This window comes from Actinomadura kijaniata NBRC 14229 (assembly GCF_001552175.1).
GTDB lineage: Bacteria > Actinomycetota > Actinomycetes > Streptosporangiales > Streptosporangiaceae > Spirillospora > Spirillospora kijaniata.
Genome location: NZ_BCQR01000093.1, coordinates 1 through 20,263, shown reverse-complemented (window position 1 = coordinate 20,263; position 20,263 = coordinate 1). Strand labels below are relative to the sequence as shown.

Sequence of the window (20,263 nt, the reverse complement as noted above, 5' to 3'; positions counted from 1 at the left end):
CGGCGCCATGATCTCCCCCTCCGGCGAGGACGCGCTGGTCCTGCCCGCCGCCTGGCGGCGACAACTCCATCCCCGGCGCGGCGGGCTCGCGGTGCCCGTCGCGCCACCGGACGAGGCCGCGATGGACCGGGTCCGCGCCGAGATCGCCGCGGCCGGGCCCCACATCGAGGACGTGCTCGGCCACGAGCACTCCGACGCCGCGCTGGTCGCCGCGGCGCGGGCCCACCGGGCGGGCCGGGCCGACCCGCTGGGCGCGGCGGTGGTCGCCGAGACCGTCGCCGGGTGCGGGAAGGGGCTTCTCCCGGAGACCCGGGTGGCGCTGCCGGACGTGTGGGTCGCCGACCACGGCCTGCCGTTCGCGGCCTGCGCGTTCGCCGCCTGCGCCGAGGTGGCGGTCGACTGGACGAAGGCCACCGACGACCGGTCGGTGCCCGCCCTGCGCAGCGGGGGCCAACGCGCCCGGCGGATCCCGGGGGAGGAGGCGCGCCGGTTGCGGACGCTGCTGGCCGCCGCCGACCCGGACGTGCACGCCGAGACCGTGGCCCGGCTGGCGGAGTGGCGCCGCACCCCCGACCAGCGGATGATCGCCGCCTATCTGGACCCGACCCGGCGGGAATGGGTGGACGACGTCTGGGCCGACCCGCCCGACCCCGGCAGCGGCTTCCGCTGGATGCTCCACTGCTCGCTGGACGGGCCCGAACGGCTCGACCGGCCCGGCGGCCCGGAACTGTCCTCCCTCTCCGCCCATGTGCTCGGCAGCCTCCTGGAGGCGGCCGGAGCGGCGGCGCTGCCGCTGCTCCGCGACACGCTCGACGGCGGGAAGGGCGGCGACCGCAAGGACCTGCTGACAGCGGTGGCGCTGCTGCCGACCGACGAGGCGTTCCAGACGCTCCTGGACCGGAGCGACCAGCGGTACGTCCGCTCCTTCCTGCTCACCATGGTGGAACGGTTCCCCCGGCGCGCGGCGCGCCTGCTGGCCGGGGCCGCCGCGGGCGGGGACGAGCGGGCCGCCGAACTGCTGCGCGCCCACCTGCTGGCCCGTCCCGGGGTCGCCGAGGCGGTGCTGCCGGAGCTGCCCGCCCCGGCCCGCCGCGCCGTCGAGGAGGCCACCGCCACGGCGGACGGGGTCCCCGAGGCGCCACCGGAGGCACTGCCCCCGCTGCTGGTGGAGCCGCCGTGGACGCGCAGGCGCCGCGCCGCCCGCCCGGCCGTGGTCGAAGGGCTGGAGCCCCCGGACGAACGGGCCGTGGTCTGGACGCCGGGCGAACGCGAGGCGTGGGCGCCCGGCGCGGGCACCGCGCGGTTCACGGGCATCGACTGGACGATGGAGGTCGAGCGCTACCGGAAGGAGGACGCCCCGCTCCACTGGGAGGCGTTCGTGCTGACCCACGCCCCCGAGGACCTGGCCCGTCCGCTGCTGGCGGAGTGGACGCGCGGCCCCGCCTCCTTCGGCGACCCCGGCGAGATCGCCCGGATCCTGGTGGCCCGGTTCGCGTTCGACGCGCTGCCCGTGGTCAGGGGGTTCGTCGCCGAGTCCGCGGTCGTCACGGGGCGGGCGCTGCTGCCGCTCCGCGACGCCGAGGTGGCCGGGGTGATGGCGGACTGGCTGGTGCGGCGCAAGGCGACCCGCTCCGTCGCCCGCGCGTGGTTCGGACGGCACGGGACGGCGGCGGTCCCGTTCCTGGTCCCGGTGGCGCTGGGCCCGGCGGGACAGGAGCGCCGCAACGCCGAGGGCGCGCTGCGCTTCCTGGCCGCCCGCTCCGGCGCCGGCGCGGTGGTCGCGGAGGCCCGGCCGTTCGGGGAGGAGGCCACCGCCGCGGTCGAGGCGCTGCTGTCGGCCGATCCCCTGGAGGTGCTCCCCGCCCGCATGCCCAGGCTCGGCGCGTGGGCGGCCCCGGCCCTGCTGCCCCAGGTGCTGCTGCGGGACCGTTCGACCGCGCTGCCCGCCACCGCCGTGGGGCACCTGCTGTCGATGATGGCGCTGTCCAAGCCCGGCGAGCACTATCCGGGCCTGGCGGTGGTGCGGGAGCTGTGCGATCCGGCGTCGCTGGCGGAGTTCTCCTGGGCGGTGTTCGAGACGTGGCGGGCGCACGGCCTGCCGCGCCGGGACGGCTGGGCGCTGACGCAGCTCGGCGCGCTCGGCGACGACGCCACCGTCCGGCGGCTCGCCCCGCTGCTCCGGCGGTGGCCGAGGGAGGGCGGGACCACCCGCGCCCTCGCCGGGGTCGACGCCCTCGCCGACATCGGCACCCAGGTCGCCCTGCTGCACCTGCACGACGCCGCCGGGAAGGGCACGTCCGTGGCCCTGCGGGCCCGCGCCCGGCAGCGGCTCGACCAGCTCGCCGCCGAGCTGGAGCTGACACCCGACCGGCTCGCCGACCGCCTGGTCCCCGACTTCGGCCTGGACGCCGAGGGCGGCATGCTCCTGGACTACGGGCCGCGCCGCTTCCACGTCGGCTTCGACGAGCACCTGCGCCCCCACGTCACCACCGAGGACGGCACGCCCCGCAGGACCCTCCCCAAACCCGGGGCCAAGGACGACCCCGTCCTGGCCCCCGCCGCGTACGCGACGTTCACCGGGCTGAGGAAGGACGTGCGCGGCGTCGCCGAGACCCAGATCAGGCGCCTGGAGGCGGCGATGCTGGGCCGCCGCCGCTGGCCGGTGGAGGGGTTCCGCGACCTGCTGGTGGCGCATCCCCTGGTCTGGCACCTGGTGCGCCGCCTCGTGTGGGTGGCCGAGGACGGGGACGGGACGACCGCGTTCCGGCTGGCGGAGGACCGCTCGTTCGCCGACGTGCACGACGACGCGCTGGAGCCGTCCGCCTCCGCGCGGGTCGGCGTCGCCCACCCGGCCGAGCTGGGCGGCGACCTGGCGGCCTGGACGGAGGTGTTCGACGACTACGAGATCACGCAGCCGTTCGACCAGCTCCACCGGCCCGTGTTCACCCTCACCGACGCCGAACGCGACGGCCACCGGCCGGTGCGCTTCGAGGGAAGCGCCGTCCCCGCCCCGAACGTGTGGCACATGCGGAAACGGGGCTGGCTGCCCGGCGACGCGCCGGACGGCATCGTGCGGTGGATCTTCCGCACGCTCGCCCCCGACCGGCACGTCGTCGTCGACCTGTCCCCGGGCGTGCCCTACGACTCCGACGAGGACGGCCCCGACCAGACCGTGGAACGCGTCCGGCTCGGCACCCTCCCCGTCAGCGGCGCCTCCCGCTCCGCCGAGGACGTCCGGTTCGGCGACCTGGACGCCGTCACGGCCTCGGAGGTCCTCGCCGACCTCACCGCACTGACCACCGCCGACCACTGAAACGTCCGACCCGCCCCCTGCCTTCAGGTGCCATGATCACCCCCTCCGCCGAGGGCACCCTCTCCCTCCCCACCGCCCGGCGGACCCGGTGACCGGCTCCGAGACACCGGGCGACCCGACCTCCTCGACCGGATCCTGAACCCTCCGACCCTCCCTGGGAAACACCGTGAACACACCCTCCACCCTCCCCGACGAGGACTCGTTGATCCTGCCCGCCGCCTGGCGGAGCCGCCTGCACCCCCGGCGCGGCGGCACTCCCGTTTCCGTTCCCGGAGTGGACGCCGAGGCCGTGCGGGAGATGCGCGACCACACGGAACGGACGAGCGCGACCCTCCGGGCGAGCCTGGCGCAAGGCCGCGTGGACGCCGCGATAGCCGAACGGATGTGGGCGCACCTGAGGGGCGAGGCCGATCCGGTGGGAGCCGCGGGGATCGCGATGCTGGTCGGCCGGGCGCTGGAGGACCTCCCCGACGACCTGCACGCGCGCGTCATCGACGCCTGGGCCGCCGAGCACGGGTTGGCGTTCGCCGCCCGCGCGCTGGTCGAGATGGGGTCGATGCAGACCGACTGGGGCACCTGGAGCGAGGGCGCGCGGTACAAGGCGTTCGGGCTCGGGCCGGTCCGGGAGGACGACCAGATGGGGCGCTGGTGGGCCGCGCGGTCCGCCGCCCGCCGGATGCGCGCCCTGCTGGTCGCCGCCGACGAGGCGGAGTACCGGGCGGCGCTGGAGTCGCTGGAGGGGGCGCGGGACACCCCGCTGCGGCGGATCATCGCGTCCTATCTCCTTCCCGAACGGGCGGACTGGCTGGACGGGTGCCTGGGCGAGCTGCCGGACGCCACCACCGGCGAGAAGTCCTGCCACTGGATGCTGTGGTGCGCGGTGGGCTCGCCCGAGCAGGCCGCCGGGCTGGGCGCGCACGCGGACCTGGGGTGGTACGAGTGGCATCTCGACATCATCGCCACCATCGCCGACGGGGCCGGCGCGGGAACGGCCCCGGCCGTGCGGAAGGCGCTGGGCGGCGCGCACCTCCCGGCCGACGCTCACAAGCTGCTGGTGAACGCGCTGTCGGTGCTCCCGGACGACGGGGCGTTCCAGGTCCTCGCGGACGGCGCCGGGGACAAGTACACGGGTCCCGCCCTGGCGAAGGCGGTGAAGCGGTTCCCGGTGCGGGCGCTGCGGCTGCTTCCCGCGGCGGCCGAGGGGACGGGCCGGAAGGCGGAGCTGCTGTCGTCGCTGCTGCGCGACCACGTGATGACCTCGACGGACCTGGTGGCGGAGGTCCTGCCCGCGCTGCCGGACGAGGCGCGCAGGGCGATCGAGGAGATCACGCGTTCGTCGGCGCGGGTCCCGGACGCGCCGTCCGGCGGCCTTCCGGACCTGCTGGTGTCGCCGCCGTGGACGCGCGAGCGCAGGCCGGTGCGGCGGACGGTGCTGACCGGGCTGACCCCGCCCGCCGAGCCGGAGCTGTGCTGGGCGGAGGGCGAGCGCGAGGAGTGGGCGAGGAGACCGGAGGTCTTCAGCTGGAGGGAACCCGGCGTCGACTGGGAGAAGCGGGTCGCGGAGATGCTCGCCGGGACGCTGTCCTCGTACGGCGCGGCCGCGGCCCTGCTCGACGCGCCCGATCACCTGCTGCCTCCGGTGCTGGCGGAGTGGGCGCCCGAGGAGGTGTGGTACGCCGAGGACTGGCAGCGTTCGGTCGCGGCGCGGTTCGGGACGGACGCGCTGCCGCTGATCCTGCGGGTCGCGGACGCCAGGGCCGCCACCGGCGCGCAGGGGCTCGCGCCGTTCCGGAGCGTCGAGGTGGCCCGGCGGATGGCCGACTGGCGGGCCCGCCTGAAATCCGTGCGTCCGGTGGCGCTGCGCTGGCTGGCGCGGCACGGCACCGCCGCCGCCCGGCTGCTGGTCCCCGACGCCCTCGGTGAGCCGGGGCCGGAGCGGCGCGACGCCGAGGGCGCGTTGCTGGCCCTGGCCGCCCACAGCGGGGCCGAGACGGTGCTGGCCGCCGCCCGCGAGTACGGCGACCAGGCCGCCGCCGCGATCGGGGAACTCCTGAACACCGATCCTCTGGAGCGGTTTCCTGCCCGCATCCCCAAGCCCGGTGACTGGGCGGACGCCACCCTCCTGCCGCGACCGCTGCTGCGCGACCGCGAACGCGCCCTGCCCCCCGACGCGACGCGGCACGTCGTCACGATGCTGGCGATGTCACCGCTGGACGAGGTCTATCCGGGCGTCGGCGTGGTCCGGGAGGTGTGCGACCCGGCGTCGCTGGCCGAGTTCGGCTGGGCGCTGTTCGAACGCTGGCAGGCGGCGGGCGCGCCGTCCAAGGACGGGTGGGCGCTGACGCAGCTCGGGCTGACCGGCGACGACGAGACGGTGCGGCGGCTCACCCCGCTCATCCGGTCCTGGCCCGGCGAGGGCGGGCACAAGAAGGCCGTCGCCGGGCTGGACGTGCTGGCGGCGATCGGCACCGACGTGGCGTTGATGCACCTGCACGCCATCGCCCAGAAGGTGAAGTTCAAGGGACTGAAGGCCAGCGCCCGGGAGAAGATCGGGGAGGTCGCCGACAGGCTGGGGCTCACGGCCGACCGGCTCGCCGACCGTCTGGTCCCCGACTTCGGCCTGGACGCCGACGGCCGCCTCGTCCTCGACTACGGTCCGCGCCGTTTCACCGTGGGCTTCGACGAGCGGCTCAAGCCGTTCGTCCGCGATGAGAACGGCAAGCCCCGCACGGCGTTGCCCAGGCCGGGAGTCAAGGACGACGAGACGCTGGCGGGAGACGCCTACAAGCGGTTCGCGGCGCTGAAGAAGGACGTCCGGACTGTCGCCTCCGACCAGATCCACCGCCTCGAATCGGCCATGGTGCACCGCCGCCGCTGGACGGCCGCCGAGTTCCGGGACCTGTTCGTGGCGCATCCGCTGCTGGGACATCTGATGCGCCGCCTGGTGTGGCTGGCCGAGGACGGGAACGCGACCACGGCGTTCCGTGTCGCCGAGGACGGCACGTTCGCCGACGTGAACGACGACCCGTTCACCCTCCCGGGCACCGCCCGTGTCGGCATCGCCCACCCGCTGGACCTCGGGGAGGGGACCGGGGCATGGAGCGAGCTGCTCGCCGACTACGAGATCGTGCAGCCGTTCCCGCAGCTCGGCCGTCCCGTCCACACGCTCACCGACGCCGAGCGCGCCTCCCGGACCCTGGACCGGTTCGCGGACGCCACCGTCCCGACCCACCGGATCCTCGGCCTGGAGCGGCGCGGCTGGGCGCGCGGGGAGGCCCAGGACGCGGGCATCCAGGGATGGATCCTCCGCCCCCTGCCCGACGGCCGCTCCCTGGTGGTGCACCTGGATCCCGGTGTTTCGGTGGGGGACCCCGACTTCTGGCCCGAGCAGCGCCTCATCCACATCGCCCTCGACACCGGCCCCGGCGGTCACCTCCGCGCGGACGACGACTCCGGCTCGCGTTTCGGTGACCTGGACCCGGTGACCGCCTCCGAGGTCCTCGCCGACCTCACCGAGCTCACCGGGGCGTGATGTCGGTGATGTCCCCTACGGTGATCCGCATGCCCGAGACGCTCACCCCGCAGGACGAGAACACCCTGGCCCTCCCCGAGGAGTGGGCCGGCCGGACGCACCCCCGCCGCGACGGCCACGCCGTCAACGCCGCCGTCGACGTCCGGGTCCGGGACTCGGCCGGGGCCGCCCTGCGGCGGGTGGTCGCGAAGGCGCGGCCCGCCCTCGACTCGCTGCTGGCCGGGCGGGCCGGGGAGCCCGATCTGGCCGAGGCGGCCCGACGCCACCTGGACGGGAAGGCCGATCCCGCCGGGGCGGCGGCGGTCGCGGCCGTCGTGGGCCTGGCGGGCGTGGACGGGGCCACACCGGGCGTGTTCGTGGACGGATGGGTCCGGGAACACGGCCTGGCGTTCGCCGCGTGCGCGGTGGTGGAACGCGACGGGCTCGCCCCGGAGCGCGCGGCCGGCGGAGACTGGCGGGGTGCGTGGGTCGGCGTCGTGCGCAAGGTCCAGTTTCCCCGCGAGGACGGGCGGCTCCGCCGCATGCGCGCGCTGCTGGCCGTCGCGGGCGAGGACGACCACCGGGAGGTCGTCGCGCGCCTGGCGGAGCTGCGCACCACCCCGCAGCGCCGGGAGTGGACGGCGTACCTGGTCCCGGGCCGTCCCGACTGGCTCGCGGAGGTCGACGACCTGACCGCCCGCCCGCCGGGAGCGGACCGCGAGCTCCTCCTGAGCGCGCTCGCTCCCGAACACCTCGGGCTGTTCGGCGACCGGCTGCTGCTGGCCTGGGGCGAGGCCACGCCCGCGATGCTCGCCACCCTGCTCGACGGGCTCGGCCCCGCCGCGCTGCCCCTCCTACTGCGCACCTACGACCACGACCGGGTGGACGCCGCCGCCCTCCGGCTGGTCCTCGAGGCGATCTCCGTGATCCCCACCGACGAGGCGTTCCGGGCGCTGCTGGAGCGGCGCGACCGGCGGTTCGCGGGACCGGCGCTGCTCGCGGCGGCCCGGCGGTTCCCCGAGCGGGCGCTGCGGATCTACGCCGCCGAGGCCGCCGCACCGGACGTCGCCGACCTGCTCGCCGCGCACCTGCGCGTCCACCCCCGGCTCCGCGACGCCGACCTGCCCGCCGACGTCCGCGCCGTGGTCGAGACGCTGGAGGCGGCGGGCGGACGCGTCCCCGACGCCGCGCCGGAGGACCTGCCCGAGTCGCTGGTCTCCCCGCCGTGGACCCGCGCGCGCCCGAACGCGGAACCGGTCGTCGTCAAGGGCCTGAAACCCCTCGGTGAGCCGCGCGTCGTCTGGAGCGAGGGGGAACGCGAGAGCTGGGCGACCCCGCACCTGTTCGACGACCGATGGACCGGCCCCGACACCGACTGGGCGGAGGCCGTCCGGCGGTTCGCCGAAAGACGCCTGAAGTGGCGCGACAGTGTCGACCTGCTGCAACTGGCCCCCGTGGAGCTGGTCCGGCCGCTGGTGGGCGGCTGGTGGGGAGCGGAGCTGGCGAGCGGCGACGACGTGCCGTGGCTGCGGACCGTCGTGGCGCGGTTCGAGATCGACGCGTTCCCGTTCGCGATGGCCGCCGTCAAGGCGAGCTCCGGTGACTGCGGCGAGATCCTGCTGCCCTACCTGGACGCCGACGTCGCCAAGCTCATGGCGGGCGGGCTGGAGAAGGGCAAGCGGATCCGGCCCGCGGCGGAGGCGTGGTTCGAACGCCACGGGGCCGACGCCGCCCGCCCCCTGGTCCCGGCGGCGCTCGGCAAGCCGGGAGGGAAGGCGCGCCGCGACGCCGAACGCGCCCTGCTGTTCCTGGTGGACCGCGTCGGCGCCGACGCGGTCGTGGCGGCGGCCCGCGAGTACGGCGACCAGGCCGCGGACGCCGTCGCCGGGCTGGCGGCCCGCGACCCCCTGGCCACGCTGCCCGAGCCCATGCCGTCCATCGGGACCTGGGCCGATCCCGCCGTGCTGCCCCCGGTGCTGCTGCGCGGCCGCGAACGGGCCCTGCCGCTCGCGGCGACCGGCCACCTGATCACGATGCTGGCGGTCTCGCGGCCCGACGCCCCCTACCCCCTCCTCGCGGAGGTGCGTGAGGCGTGCGACCCGGCGTCGCTGGCGGCGTTCGGCTGGGCGCTGTTCCGGGAGTGGGAGCGCGGCGGCTCCCCGGCCGGGGGCGGCTGGGCGCTCGCGCAGCTCGCGCTGACCGGCGACGACGACACCGTCCGCCGCCTCACCCCGGTCATCCGGGCGTGGCCGGGGGAGAACGGCCACCACAAGGCCGTCGTCGGCCTGGACGTGCTGGCCGCGATCGGCACCGAGACGGCGCTGACGCACCTCAACGGCATCGCGCGGAAGGTGAGGTTCAAGGCGCTGAGGGAACGCGCGCAGGAGAAGATCGGGGAGGTCGCCGACGTCCTCGGCCTCACCGCCGACCAGCTCGCCGACCGCCTGGTGCCCGACTTCGGGCTGGACGCCGACGGGAGCATGGTCCTGGACTACGGTCCGCGCCGTTTCACGGTCGGGTTCGACGAGCAGCTCAGGCCGTTCGTCCGGGATGAGTCCGGCAAGCCGCGCAAGTCCCTGCCCAAGCCGGGCGCCAAGGACGACCCGGAAGCGGCGGAGGCCGCCTACCAGCGGTTCGCCCAGATGAAGAAGGACGTGCGGGCCGTCGCCTCCGGTGAGGTCCACCGTCTGGAGCGGGCCATGGTCACCGGCCGCCGGTGGACGGCGGAGGAGTTCCGCACCCACGTCGTGGAGCACCCCCTGATCCGGCACCTGGCCCGCCGCCTGGTCTGGCAGGCCGACGGCACGGCGTTCCGCGTCGCCGAGGACGGCACGCTCGCCGACGTCGACGACGACGCGTTCGACCTGCCCGGCACCGCGCCGGTCCACCTGCCGCACCCGATCCACCTGGGCGACGACCTCAAGGCGTGGGCGGAGGTGTTCGCCGACTACGAGATCCTCCAGCCGTTCCCGCAGCTCGGACGGCCCGTCCACGCCCTCACCGACACCGAGCGCGACGGCACGCGGCTGCCCCGCTTCGAGGGCGTCACCGTGCCGACCGGCCTGGTCCTCGGCCTGGAACGGCGCGGCTGGGTGCGGGGCCCGGCGCTGGACGCGGGGTTCGAACGCTGGATCTCCAAGCCCGTCGCGGACGGCCTGCACGTCGTGGCCAACCTCGAACCCGGCGTCCACGTGTCCCATCTGGCCAGCGCCCCCCGGCAGACGATCCATCATCTCTGGCTCGGCACCGCGCCCGACGACCACTACGACGCGGGACCCCTGGAACGGCCGTTCGCCGCGCTCGACCCGGTGACCGCCTCCGAGGTCCTCGCCGACCTCGCCGACCTGACGGAGACCCGGGGCTGACCCGCCATGCCGAATCCTCCCCACGACGAGAACACCCTGACGCTCCCCGCCGGCTGGGCCCGCGGGATCCATCCCCGGCGCGGCGGGCTGCCCCGCTCCCGGACGTCGGCCCGGCGGGCGGCGCGCACGGAGCTGGCGGACCTGGTCGCGGAGAAGCAGCCCGCCCTCGACTCGCTGCTGACCAAGCGCGAGGGTGACCCGGACCTTGCCGAGGCCGCCCGCCGGTACCTGGAGGGGGAGGCCGACCCCACCGGCGCGGGGACGGTCGCGGCCGTCCTGGGGGTGCGGGAGCGGGACCGCGACGTGCCGGGGACGTGCGTGGACGCCTGGACCGCCGAGCACGGCCCCGCCTTCGCGGCGTGCGCGCTGGTGGAGTGGGGGTCGTTCCGGGCGTCCTGGACCCGGGGCGACGTCATGCGGGTCCAGCGCCGCAACGGATGCGGCGTCGGCCCCGAGGGCGCGGGCCGCCGGATGCGCACGCTGCTGGCCGCCGCCGACGAGGGCGCGTACGCCGAGGCCGTGCGGCGGCTGGCCGGGCTGCGCACCTCGCCCCGGCGGCGGCTCGTCGTCGCCTACCTGGTGCCGACCCGGCACGACTGGGTCACCGAGGCGTGCCGGGAGATCACCAGGAACGCCGAGGACCGCCGGCTGGTCCTGTGCTCGATCGGCACGGCCGAGCACGTGGCCGTGCTCGGCCGGCGGGCGGCGCTGGGCTGGGGCGAACGCACCCTCGACGTCGTCGCCACGCTGCTGGACGGCCTCGGCCCGGCCGCCCTGCCGGTGCTGCTGACCAGCCTCGACGAGAGCGGCGATCTGGCCGCCGCCGAGGCCGGGCGGCTCCTGGAGGCGGTCGCGCTGCTGCCCGGCGACGAGGCGTTCCGGGCCCTGCTCGACCGCCGCGACGACGGGCGCGTGCCGCCCGCGCTGCTCGCCGCCGCCCGGCGTTTCCCGCGCCGCGCCCTCGGCCTGCTGGCCCCGCTGGCCGCCGACCCCCGCGTCGCCGAACTGCTCGACGACCACCTGCGCGCCCACCCCGAGCTGCGCACCGACGACCTGCCCGCCGAGGTCCGCGCCGCCGGAACCGGCCGTGTGGGAGTCCCGGACGCCGGGCCGGAGGAACTCCCCGCCGTCCTGGCCGACCCGCCGTGGAACCGCCCGCGCGAGGCCGCGCCGGTCGTGCCGGGCCTGACACCGCCCGGCCTCCGGGTGTCCTGGCCGGACGGCGAACGGGACGCCTGGGCCGCGTCGGTGTGGCGGCGAGACCGCCCGGAGGACACCGACTGGGCGAGGGAGCACCTGCGGTTCCGGACCGGTCGGCTGCGCCCCGACGAGGTGCTGGACATGCTCATCGCCGCTCCCGACGAGTACGCCAAGGGGATGCTCGCGCTCTGGAACGCCACGCTCTCCTGGGACGCCGCCGGCACCAGACGCATGCGGGCGGTCGTCGCCCGTCACGGCGCCGACGCGTTCCGGCCGGCGGTGCGGGCCGCCCGGGCGGACCCGAGGGAGTGCGGGGGGCTGCTGCTCCCTTACCTGGACGCGGAGGTCGCCGCCCTCATGGCGGAATGGCTGGACCGGAAGCGGACCCGCCCCCACACGATCGCCTGGCTCGGATGGCACGGCATGGACGCCGCGCGCCTGCTCATCCCCGCCGCCCTGGGGAAACCGGTCCGGGCACGGCGCCTCGCCACCGAGGCCCTGGCGCTGCTGGCGGACGAGCACGGTTCCGCTGCGCTCGTGGCGACGGCGCGCGAGTACGGCGACGAGGCCGCCACCGCGATCGAGACCCTCGAGCGGACCCACCGGCTCGGCCGGGCGCCGGCCGAGCCGCCGGTGATCGGGGACTGGGCCGATCCCGCCGTGCTCCCGCGGGTCCTCCTCGCCGGACGCGACCGGGCGCTGCCGCCCGCCGCCGTCACCCACCTGCTCGCCCTGCTGGCGCTGTCGCGGCCCGGCACGCCGCATCCGGGCGTGGCCGAGGTCCGGCGGGCGTGCGATCCGGAGTCCCTGAGCGCGTTCGGGTGGGAGCTGTTCCGCCGCTGGGAGGACAACGGCGCCCCGTCCGGCGACGGCTGGGCGTTCACCCAGCTCGGCCTGCTCGGCGACGACGGGACCGTCCGCCGCCTCGTCCCCCTGGTCCGCGCCTGGCCGGGAAAGGGCGGCCACGGCAGGGCCGTCGCGGGCCTGGACGTCCTCGCCGGGATCGGCACCGGCCTCGCGCTGGCCCACCTGCACGGGATCGCGGAGACGGCGCGGTACCGGGGCCTGCGGGAACGCGCCCGGGAGAGGTTCGCGGAGGTCGCGCGGCGGCGGGGCCTCACCGTCGAGCAGCTCGCCGACCGCGCCGTCCCCGACCTCGGCCTGCCCGCCGACGGCGTCCTCACCCTCGACTACGGCCCGCGCCGCTTCACGGTCGGGTTCGACGAACGGCTCGCCCTGGCCGTGCGGGACGAGGACGGCAGGCCCCGCAAGGCGCTGCCGAAGCCGGGCGTGAAGGACGACGAGACCCTGGCGGCCGCCGCCCGGCGGCGGTTCGCCGTCCTCCGCGAGGACGTCCGGGCCGTCGCCGACGGGCAGGTCCGGCGGTTGGAGACGGCGATGGTGACCGGCGCCAGCTGGACGCCGGAGGACTTCCGGAGCCATGTCGTCGGGCACCCGCTGCTGTGGCACCTGGCGCGGCGGCTGGTGTGGCTGGCCGAGACCGGCGCCGGGACGACCGCGTTCCGGCCGGCCGAGGACCGCACGTTCGCCGACGTGAACGACGACGCACTCACCCTCCCCGGCACGGCGCGGATCGGGGTCGCCCACCCGGCGCGCCTCGGCGGCGACCTCGGGGCGTGGGCGGAGGTGTTCGACGACTATGAGATCGCCCAGCCGTTCCCGCAGCTCGACCGCCCCGTGCACGCCCTCGCCGACGCCGAGCGCCACAGCGCCCGCCTGACCCGCTTCGAGGGGGTCACGGTGCCGGTCGGGCGAATCCTCGACCTGGAACGGCGCGGGTGGCGGCGCGGCGAGCCGTGGGACGGCGGCGTCGCCGACCACATCGCCCGGCCCGCGCCCGGCGGCCTGCACGTCGTGATCGACCTGGACCCGGGCGTCGTCGCCGGACACCCGGCCGACTCCGGCGACCAGCTCCTCGACCGCGTCCGGATCTGCGAGGACCTCGAAGGGCGCGACGACGCCACGCACGCGTTCGGCGAACTCGACCCGGTGACCGCCTCCGAGGTCCTCGCCGACCTCGCCGGCCTGACGGAAACCCCGGCCTGATCGTGGAATGTCGCAGGTGTCCCCTACGGTGAACCCCATGATCGACCGGCTTGCCGCTCCCGACGAGGACGCCCTGGTCCTGCCCGAGGGCTGGGCGCGGAACGTCCACCCCCGGCGCGGCGGCCTGCCCGGCGACGCCGCGCCGCCGCGTCCGGCGGCCCGGCGTTCCCTGGCCGGGCTGATCGAGCGGACGCGGCCCTCCCTAGTGATCGCCGACCTCACCGCCCTGACCCAGTGACACGGAAAGACCCCTCGATGACCGAGCAGATGGTGCAACGCCCGCCCGCCGAGGCGCGGTTCGCCGACGAACTGGAACGGCTCCGCCAGAACGACGCCGCGCCCCGCCCGCCGGGCTGGGCGCTCAGCCTGGACGCCGCGCGCCGGTTCATCGTCGGCGACGACGCGCTGGGGGTCCGCCGCAAGTTCGTCGGCGACCCGTCGCTGATCGACCGTTCCCTGGTGACCCTGGCCACCAGCCGCGGCCTGATGCTGGTGGGGGAGCCCGGCACCGCCAAGTCGCTGCTGTCGGAGCTGATCGCGGCGGCGGTGTCCGGCGACTCCACCCTCACCATCCAGGGCGGCGCGGCCACCACCGAGGACCAGATCAAGTACTCCTGGAACTACGCCCTGCTGGTCGCCGAGGGCCCCTCCACCCGGTCGCTGGTGCCCGCGCCGCTGCTGCGCGGCATGGCCGAGGGCAAGGTCGTCCGCTTCGAGGAGATCACCCGCTGCCCGCTGGAGGTGCAGGACTCGCTGCTGTCGCCGCTGTCGGACCGGGTGCTGGCGGTGCCCGAGCTGACCGGCCCCGACGCGATGGTGTTCGCCCGCGAGGGGTTCAACGTCATCGCCACCGCCAACACCCGCGACCGGGGCGTCAACGAGATGAGCGCCGCCCTCAAGCGCCGCTTCAACTTCGAGACCGTCTTCCCCATCGCCGACTTCGGCACCGAGCTGGAGCTGGTGGAGGCCGAGGCGGCCGCGCTGCTGGAGAGGTCCGGCGTCCAGGCCGCGCCGCGCCGCGACGTGCTGGAGGTGCTGGTCACCACGTTCCGCGAGCTGCGCTCGGGCAGCACCGCCGACGGGCGGCCCACCGAACGCCCCTCCGCCGTGATGAGCACCGCCGAGGCCGTGGCGGTCGCACACGCGGTCGGGGTGCGCGGCTGGTTCCTGCGCGGCGAGCCCGGCGACGCCGCCGACATCGTCGAGTGCCTGGCCGGGACCGCCGCCAAGGACAGCCCCGAGGACCTGGCCCGGCTGCGCCGCTACCTGGAGCAGCAGGCGTCCCGCCGCGGCGGGGAGCAGTGGAAGGCGCTGCACGCCGCCCGCCACCGGCTGCCGGGCCGGTGACCGTCACCTACGTCGGCGTCCGCCACCACAGCCCCGCGTGCGCGCGGCTGGTCCGCCGCACCATCGCCGAGCTGCGGCCCGCGCACGTGCTGGTGGAGGGCCCCGCCGACTTCAACGACCGGCTGGACGAGCTGCTGCTCGGCCACACCCTCCCCGTCGCGATCTTCAGCCACCATCGGGACGGCGAACGCCGCCACGCCTCCTGGACGCCGTTCTGCGCCTACTCCCCGGAGTGGGTGGCGCTCACCGAGGGCCGCGCCGCCGGGGCCGAGGTCCGGTTCATCGACCTGCCCGCCTGGCACCCGGCGTTCGCCGGACGCAGCAACCGCTACACCGACGCCGAGGAACGCTACGCCGAGGCCACCGGGCGCCTGTGCCGCGAGTTCGCCGTCGACAACACCGACGCGCTGTGGGACCACCTGGTGGAGATCCAGGACGACGACGGCATGGCCGACCGCCTGGCCGCCTACTTCGACCTGGTGCGCGGCGAGTCGGCGGCCGGGGAGGACGACACCGCCCGCGAGGCGTACATGGCACGCTGGATCAAGGCCGCCGAGGCCGACGCGGCCGGGCGTCCCGTCGTCGTGGTCACCGGCGGGTTCCACCGCCCCGCCCTGCGGGCCCTGGCCGGGCGGGCCGCGCCGGAGAAGGGCTGGCCGGAGGTGCCGCGCCCGCCGGACGGCGCGACCGGCGGCAGCTACCTGGTGCCGTACTCGTTCAAGCGGCTCGACGCGTTCACCGGCTACCAGTCGGGGATGCCGTCACCGGAGTACTACCAGCGCGTGTGGGAGGACGGCCCGCAGGCCGCCGCCGACGCCCTCACCGAGGCCGTCGTGCGGAGCCTGCGCGAACGCAGGCAGCCGGTGTCCACCGCCGACCTCATCGCCGCCCGCACCCTCACCGAGGGCCTCACGCGGCTGCGCGGCCACCGCGCCCCCGCCCGCACCGACCTGCTGGACGGCCTGGTCGCCGCCCTGGTGACCGACGACCTGGAGCAGCGGCTGCCGTGGACCGGGCGGGGCCCGCTGCGGTCCGGCGCGCACCCGGCGGTCGTGGCGATGGTGCGGGCGCTCAGCGGCGATCGCGTGGGACGGCTCGCGCCCGGCACCCCCGCGCCGCCGCTCGTCCACGACGTCACCGCCGAACTGGAACGCCTCGGCCTCGACGGCGCCGGCCACGTCACCCTGGACCTGACCGGCGAGCCCGACCTGACCCGCGGCCGCACCCTGCACCGGCTGCGGGTGCTCGACGTCCCGGGGTTCCGCCGCGAGTCCGGCCCCGCCGGCGGCGCCGACCCGGTGCTGGAGGAGGTCTGGTCCCTGACCCCGGACGGCGACCGGCTGCCCGCGCTGATCGAGGCGGGCGCGTACGGGGCGACGCTCCGGGAGGCCGCGGCCGCCGCCCTCGACGGGAGGATCGCCGCCGCCGGACCCGACATGCGGGCCCTGGCCGCCGTGCTGTTCGACGCCGCGCTGTGCGGCAGCGCCGACCTGTCGGACCGGATCGCCCTGGCCCTGCGCCGCGGCATCGCGCACGCGCCCGACATCGGCGCGCTCGGGCACGTCCTCGGCACGGTACTGGGCCTGTGGCGGCACGACCGGGTCCTCGGCACCGCCGGGAGCCCGCTGTTCGGCGCGGTCATCGACGGCTGCGTCCGCCGCGTGCTGTGGCAGGTCGAGGGCGTGCGCGGCGGCCCCGCCCCCGCCGACCTGGAACGGCTGCGCGCCCTGGCCGCCGTCCGCGACGCCGTCCTGCACGCCGCCGAGGTGATCGACCTGGACCGCGCGGCCGTGCTCGCCACCGCCGCGCGCGTCAGCGCCGACACCGACGCGCCCCCCGACCTGCGCGGCGCGGCGTTCGGGCTGTGCTGGTCGCTGGCCGGGGCGACCGGCGCGGCCGCCGACCCCGAACGCGCGGTCCGCGGGGCCGCCTCCCCCGGCGTGCTCGGCGACTGGCTGGCCGGGCTGTTCGCCCTGGCCCGCGACGAGGTGATCACCGCCGGGAACGGCTCGGTCCTGGCCGTGCTGGACGAGCTGGTCGGCCGCCTCACCGAGACCGACTTCCTGGTCGCGCTGCCCGCGCTGCGGCAGGCGTTCGCGTTCTTCCCGCCCCGCGAACGCGAGACCATCGCGCGCGGCCTGCTGGAACGGCGCGGCCTGCGCGGCTCGGCCCGCTCCCTGCTGCGCACCGCCGCCCCACCCGAACTGCTCGCCGCCGCGGCCGAACTGGACCTGCGCGCCACGACCCTGCTGACCACCGAGGGACTGCTGAAGGACCCGCCGCCATGACCCTGTCCATTGCCGCGCCTCCGCGCGGCGGGTCCTGGCGCTGGGACGCCAGGTCTTCCCTCGTCGTTTACACGATCGCTCGCAAGCTCCCGATCTTGACACTCCTCAGTCCAGACCAGGCGGCGCCATGACCACCCCCACCCCCGCTCCCGACCCCGATCTCGAACGCTGGCGGCTCATCCTGGGGGCGCCCGCCGACGCCTGTTCCGGCGGGCTGTCCGGGGACGCCGCCGCCCGCGACGCCGCCCTCGACTGGCTGTACGGCCGCGACCCCGACCTGGAGCGCCGGGGCGTGCGGCGCGGCGGCGCCCTCGGCGGCAGGGAGGGCGGCTCCGGCCACTCGATCGTCGCCGCCGTGGACTGGCTCGACGACGTGCACCGCCTGTTCCCCAAGGAGACGATCGAGCGCCTGGAGCGCGACGCCGTCGAACGCTACGAGATCCACGAGATCGTCACCGACCCCGCGCTGCTGGCCCGCGTCGAGCCCAGCCAGGCGCTGCTGCGCGCCGTCCTGCGCACCAAGCACCTGATGAACCCCGACGTGCTGGCGATGGCGCGGCGCATCGTCGACGCGGTGGTGCGGGAGCTCACCGAACGGCTCCGGGTGGAGGTGCGGCGCGCGTTCCACGGCACCCGCTCGCGCCGCCCCAGCAACTTCAAGCTCGCCCGCGACTTCGACTTCAGGGGCACGATCCGCGCCAACCTCGCCCACTACCGGCCCGACGAGCGCCGCCTGTACATCGAGCACCCGAAGTTCCTGTCCCGCACCCGCAAGCGCCTGGAGAACTGGCAGCTCATCCTGCTGGTCGACCAGTCCGGGTCGATGGTCGGGTCGGTCATCCACTCCGCGGTCACCGCCGCCTGCCTGTGGGGGCTGCCCGGGCTGAAGACGCACCTGGTCGCGTTCGACACCCAGGTGGTGGACCTGACCGCCGACGTCACCGACCCCGTCGAACTGCTCATGCGCGTCCAGCTCGGCGGCGGCACCGACATCGCCCGCGCCGTCTCCTACGGCGCGGGCCTGGTGGACAACCCGCGCCGCACCATCCTCGCGGTCGTCACCGACTTCTACGAGGGCGGCGACGAGCACGCCCTGGTGCGGTCGGTCCGCGAGCTGTGCCAGCAGGGCACCCAGGTGCTGGGCCTGGCCGCCCTCGACGAGGACGCCGAGCCCGACTACGACCGGCGGATGGCGCAGCGCTGGGCCGACGTCGGCGCGCACGTGGGCGCGATGACGCCCGGCCGGCTCGCCGCGTTCGTCGCCGAGAGGATCGGCCGGTGACCCGCGCCGACCTGCTCGCCCTCACCCCCGACGCGCTGGCCGCCCTCGCCAACCGGGGCCTGGTCAAACGCGCCGCCAAGGACCTGGACGCGGGCAACGCCCCCGAGGTGGCCGTCGCCGGGGACGGCGCGCTCACCGCGACGTTCGCCGACGGCCCCGTGGCGACCCTGCCCCCCGCCGTGGGACTGGAGGCGGCCGCCTGCACCTGCGCCGCCACCAGCACGTGCCGCCACATCATCGGCGCGGTCCTGGCCTACCAGCGCCAGGGCGACGCCCCCGCCGAGCCCTCCGCCGCGTCCTCCGCCGAGCCCGCGAAGGACGCGGCCCCGGAGCCCGCCGAGGCGTTCGTGGACTGGTCGCCGGGGGTGTTCGGCGACGACGCCCTGGCCCGCGTGTTCGGCGAACGCGCCCTGACCGCCGCCCGCCGCACCCTCCGCGCCGGGTACGCCGCCCGCCTGCGCCGCCCCACCGGGGCCGACCCCGTGCCCTCCGCCGACCTGCCCACCTGCACCGTCCGGTTCCTGGTGCCGGACGAGCTCGGCTACGTCCACACCGACGCCGCCGCGACCACCCGCGCCGAGATGGCGGTGCTGGCGGTGTGGGCGTTCCGCGCCGCCGACGAACGCGGCCTCACCGGCCCCGACGTCCGGCTCGACGTCGGCGGCGCGGTCGCGCCCGCGGCCGGCAGCGGACTGGAGTCCGCCGTCGAGCTCGCCGTCCGGCTCCTGCTCGACGGCGCGATGCACGCCGGGCCCGTCCAGGCGACCGCGCTGCGCCGCGCCGCCCGCGACCTGACCGCCCGCGACCTGCACTGGCCCGCCGCCGCCCTCCAGGAGATCGCCGGGCAGCTCGACGGCTACGCCCACCGCGACGCCGCCTACGATCCCGAACGCTTCGCCGCCCTGCTCGCCGAGGTCCACGCCCGCCACCGCGCCGCCGTCCACGAGGACGGCAGCCCCCGCTCCCAGGTCCTCGGCACCGACGAGGCCGCCGAGACGCCGCTGCGGCGGGTCCGGCTGGCCGCGCTGGGCTGCCGCGTCGGCGGCACCGCCGGCCGCCGCACCGCCGAGGTGTTCCTCGCCCACCCCGGCGCGGGCGTCACGCTGGTGCTGCCCCGCGACTGGGAGGTCCCCGGGGACGCGGCCCTGACCGGCCACGACCTGGCCGGCCGCCGGATCTCCGGCACGACGCTGCGGGCCCTGGCCACCGGCAACGTCGTGTCCGAGACCGCCGTGCGCAGCGCGGGCCGCACGGTGCGGCTGCCGGTCGGCAGGGTCGGCCGCACGACCGTCAGCCCGCTCGGCTCGGCCTGGGCGGACCTGCCCGCGACCCTGCTGGTCCGCGACCTGGCCGCGTTCGACGCGCGGATCGCCGCCCTGCCGCCGCGCCCGATCCGCCCCCGCGTCGCCGCCGAGTTCGTCCGCGTCGTCGAGATCGCCGAGGTGCGCTCGGTCGGCTACCACCCCGGCGCGCAACGCCTGGAGGCGGAGGTCGCCGACCGGTCCGGGACCACCGCCACGCTGTCGGCGACCCACGCCCCGTACAGCCCCGGCGCGCTGGACGCGCTGGCCGCCGCGCTGGAGGACGGCCCCCGGTTCGTCAGCGCCGAGGTGCGCCGCGCGCGGGGCCGCCTGCTGCTGGAGCCGCTCGCGGTGCTGACCGCGAGCGGCGTCGTGGTGCCCGACCTGGCCCCCGGCGACGGTGCGACCGCCCTGGCCGCGCACGCCGGGGAACGCCCCGACCCGTTGACCGCCGCGCTCGACGAGGCCCTGGCCGCCTGCGCCGACGCCGCCCACCGGGGCCTGCTGCACGTCACGCCCGGCACGGTCGCCGCCGTCGAACGCGCCGCCGCCGGGCTCGCCGGGATCGGGCTGCGGGCCGCCGCCGCGG

The 20,263-nt window shown here is 76.6% G+C and carries 9 protein-coding genes; all 9 read left to right on the top strand.

Annotated elements, in window-relative coordinates:
- Positions 1–7: 7 nt before the first annotated feature.
- Positions 8–3,313 (top strand): DUF4132 domain-containing protein, encoded by a 3,306-nt coding sequence (locus AKI01S_RS27275; protein ID WP_067824138.1) that lies wholly within the window; start codon positions 8–10, stop codon positions 3,311–3,313.
- Positions 3,314–3,479: 166 nt separating this feature from the next.
- Positions 3,480–6,845 carry a DUF4132 domain-containing protein gene (locus AKI01S_RS27270; protein WP_084000299.1) on the top strand — a complete coding sequence of 1,122 codons (3,366 nt, stop codon included), beginning with the start codon at positions 3,480–3,482 and terminating at the stop codon, positions 6,843–6,845.
- A gap of 29 nt (positions 6,846–6,874) precedes the next feature.
- Positions 6,875–10,189: a DUF4132 domain-containing protein gene (locus AKI01S_RS27265; protein WP_218009822.1), complete on the top strand. Its 3,315-nt coding sequence runs from the start codon at positions 6,875–6,877 to the stop codon at positions 10,187–10,189.
- A gap of 6 nt (positions 10,190–10,195) precedes the next feature.
- Positions 10,196–13,456, top strand: a complete 3,261-nt coding sequence (locus AKI01S_RS27260; RefSeq protein ID WP_067824127.1) for a DUF4132 domain-containing protein — start codon at positions 10,196–10,198, stop codon at positions 13,454–13,456.
- Positions 13,457–13,493: 37 nt separating this feature from the next.
- Positions 13,494–13,694: a hypothetical protein gene (locus AKI01S_RS27255; RefSeq protein WP_067824124.1), complete on the top strand. Its 201-nt coding sequence runs from the start codon at positions 13,494–13,496 to the stop codon at positions 13,692–13,694.
- Between the two features lie 17 nt (positions 13,695–13,711).
- The gene (locus tag AKI01S_RS27250; RefSeq protein WP_067824121.1) at positions 13,712–14,803 is read left to right on the top strand and encodes an ATP-binding protein; all 1,092 of its coding nucleotides are present in this window, start codon (positions 13,712–13,714) and stop codon (positions 14,801–14,803) included.
- The gene (locus AKI01S_RS27245) at positions 14,800–17,091 is read left to right on the top strand and encodes a DUF5682 family protein (RefSeq protein WP_067824118.1); all 2,292 of its coding nucleotides are present in this window, start codon (positions 14,800–14,802) and stop codon (positions 17,089–17,091) included. Before AKI01S_RS27250 ends, AKI01S_RS27245 begins: the two co-directional genes overlap by 4 nt.
- Positions 17,092–17,218: 127 nt before the next feature.
- Positions 17,219–18,373 carry a VWA domain-containing protein gene (locus AKI01S_RS27240; protein ID WP_067824115.1) on the top strand — a complete coding sequence of 385 codons (1,155 nt, stop codon included), beginning with the start codon at positions 17,219–17,221 and terminating at the stop codon, positions 18,371–18,373.
- Positions 18,370–20,263 (top strand): YehQ family protein (locus tag AKI01S_RS27235; protein WP_067824112.1); only part of this gene is annotated, 1,894 nt, incomplete at its 3' end. The genes AKI01S_RS27240 and AKI01S_RS27235, both read left to right, overlap by 4 nt.

Coding starts and splice junctions, on each gene's coding strand:
- AKI01S_RS27275 (WP_067824138.1), top strand. CDS start 8: ATGATCTCCCCCTCCGGCGAGGACGCGCTGGTCCTGCCCGCCGCCTGG.
- AKI01S_RS27255 (WP_067824124.1), top strand. CDS start 13,494: ATGATCGACCGGCTTGCCGCTCCCGACGAGGACGCCCTGGTCCTGCCC.
- AKI01S_RS27240 (WP_067824115.1), top strand. CDS start 17,219: ATGACCACCCCCACCCCCGCTCCCGACCCCGATCTCGAACGCTGGCGG.
- AKI01S_RS27260 (WP_067824127.1), top strand. CDS start 10,196: ATGCCGAATCCTCCCCACGACGAGAACACCCTGACGCTCCCCGCCGGC.
- AKI01S_RS27250 (WP_067824121.1), top strand. CDS start 13,712: ATGACCGAGCAGATGGTGCAACGCCCGCCCGCCGAGGCGCGGTTCGCC.
- AKI01S_RS27265 (WP_218009822.1), top strand. CDS start 6,875: ATGCCCGAGACGCTCACCCCGCAGGACGAGAACACCCTGGCCCTCCCC.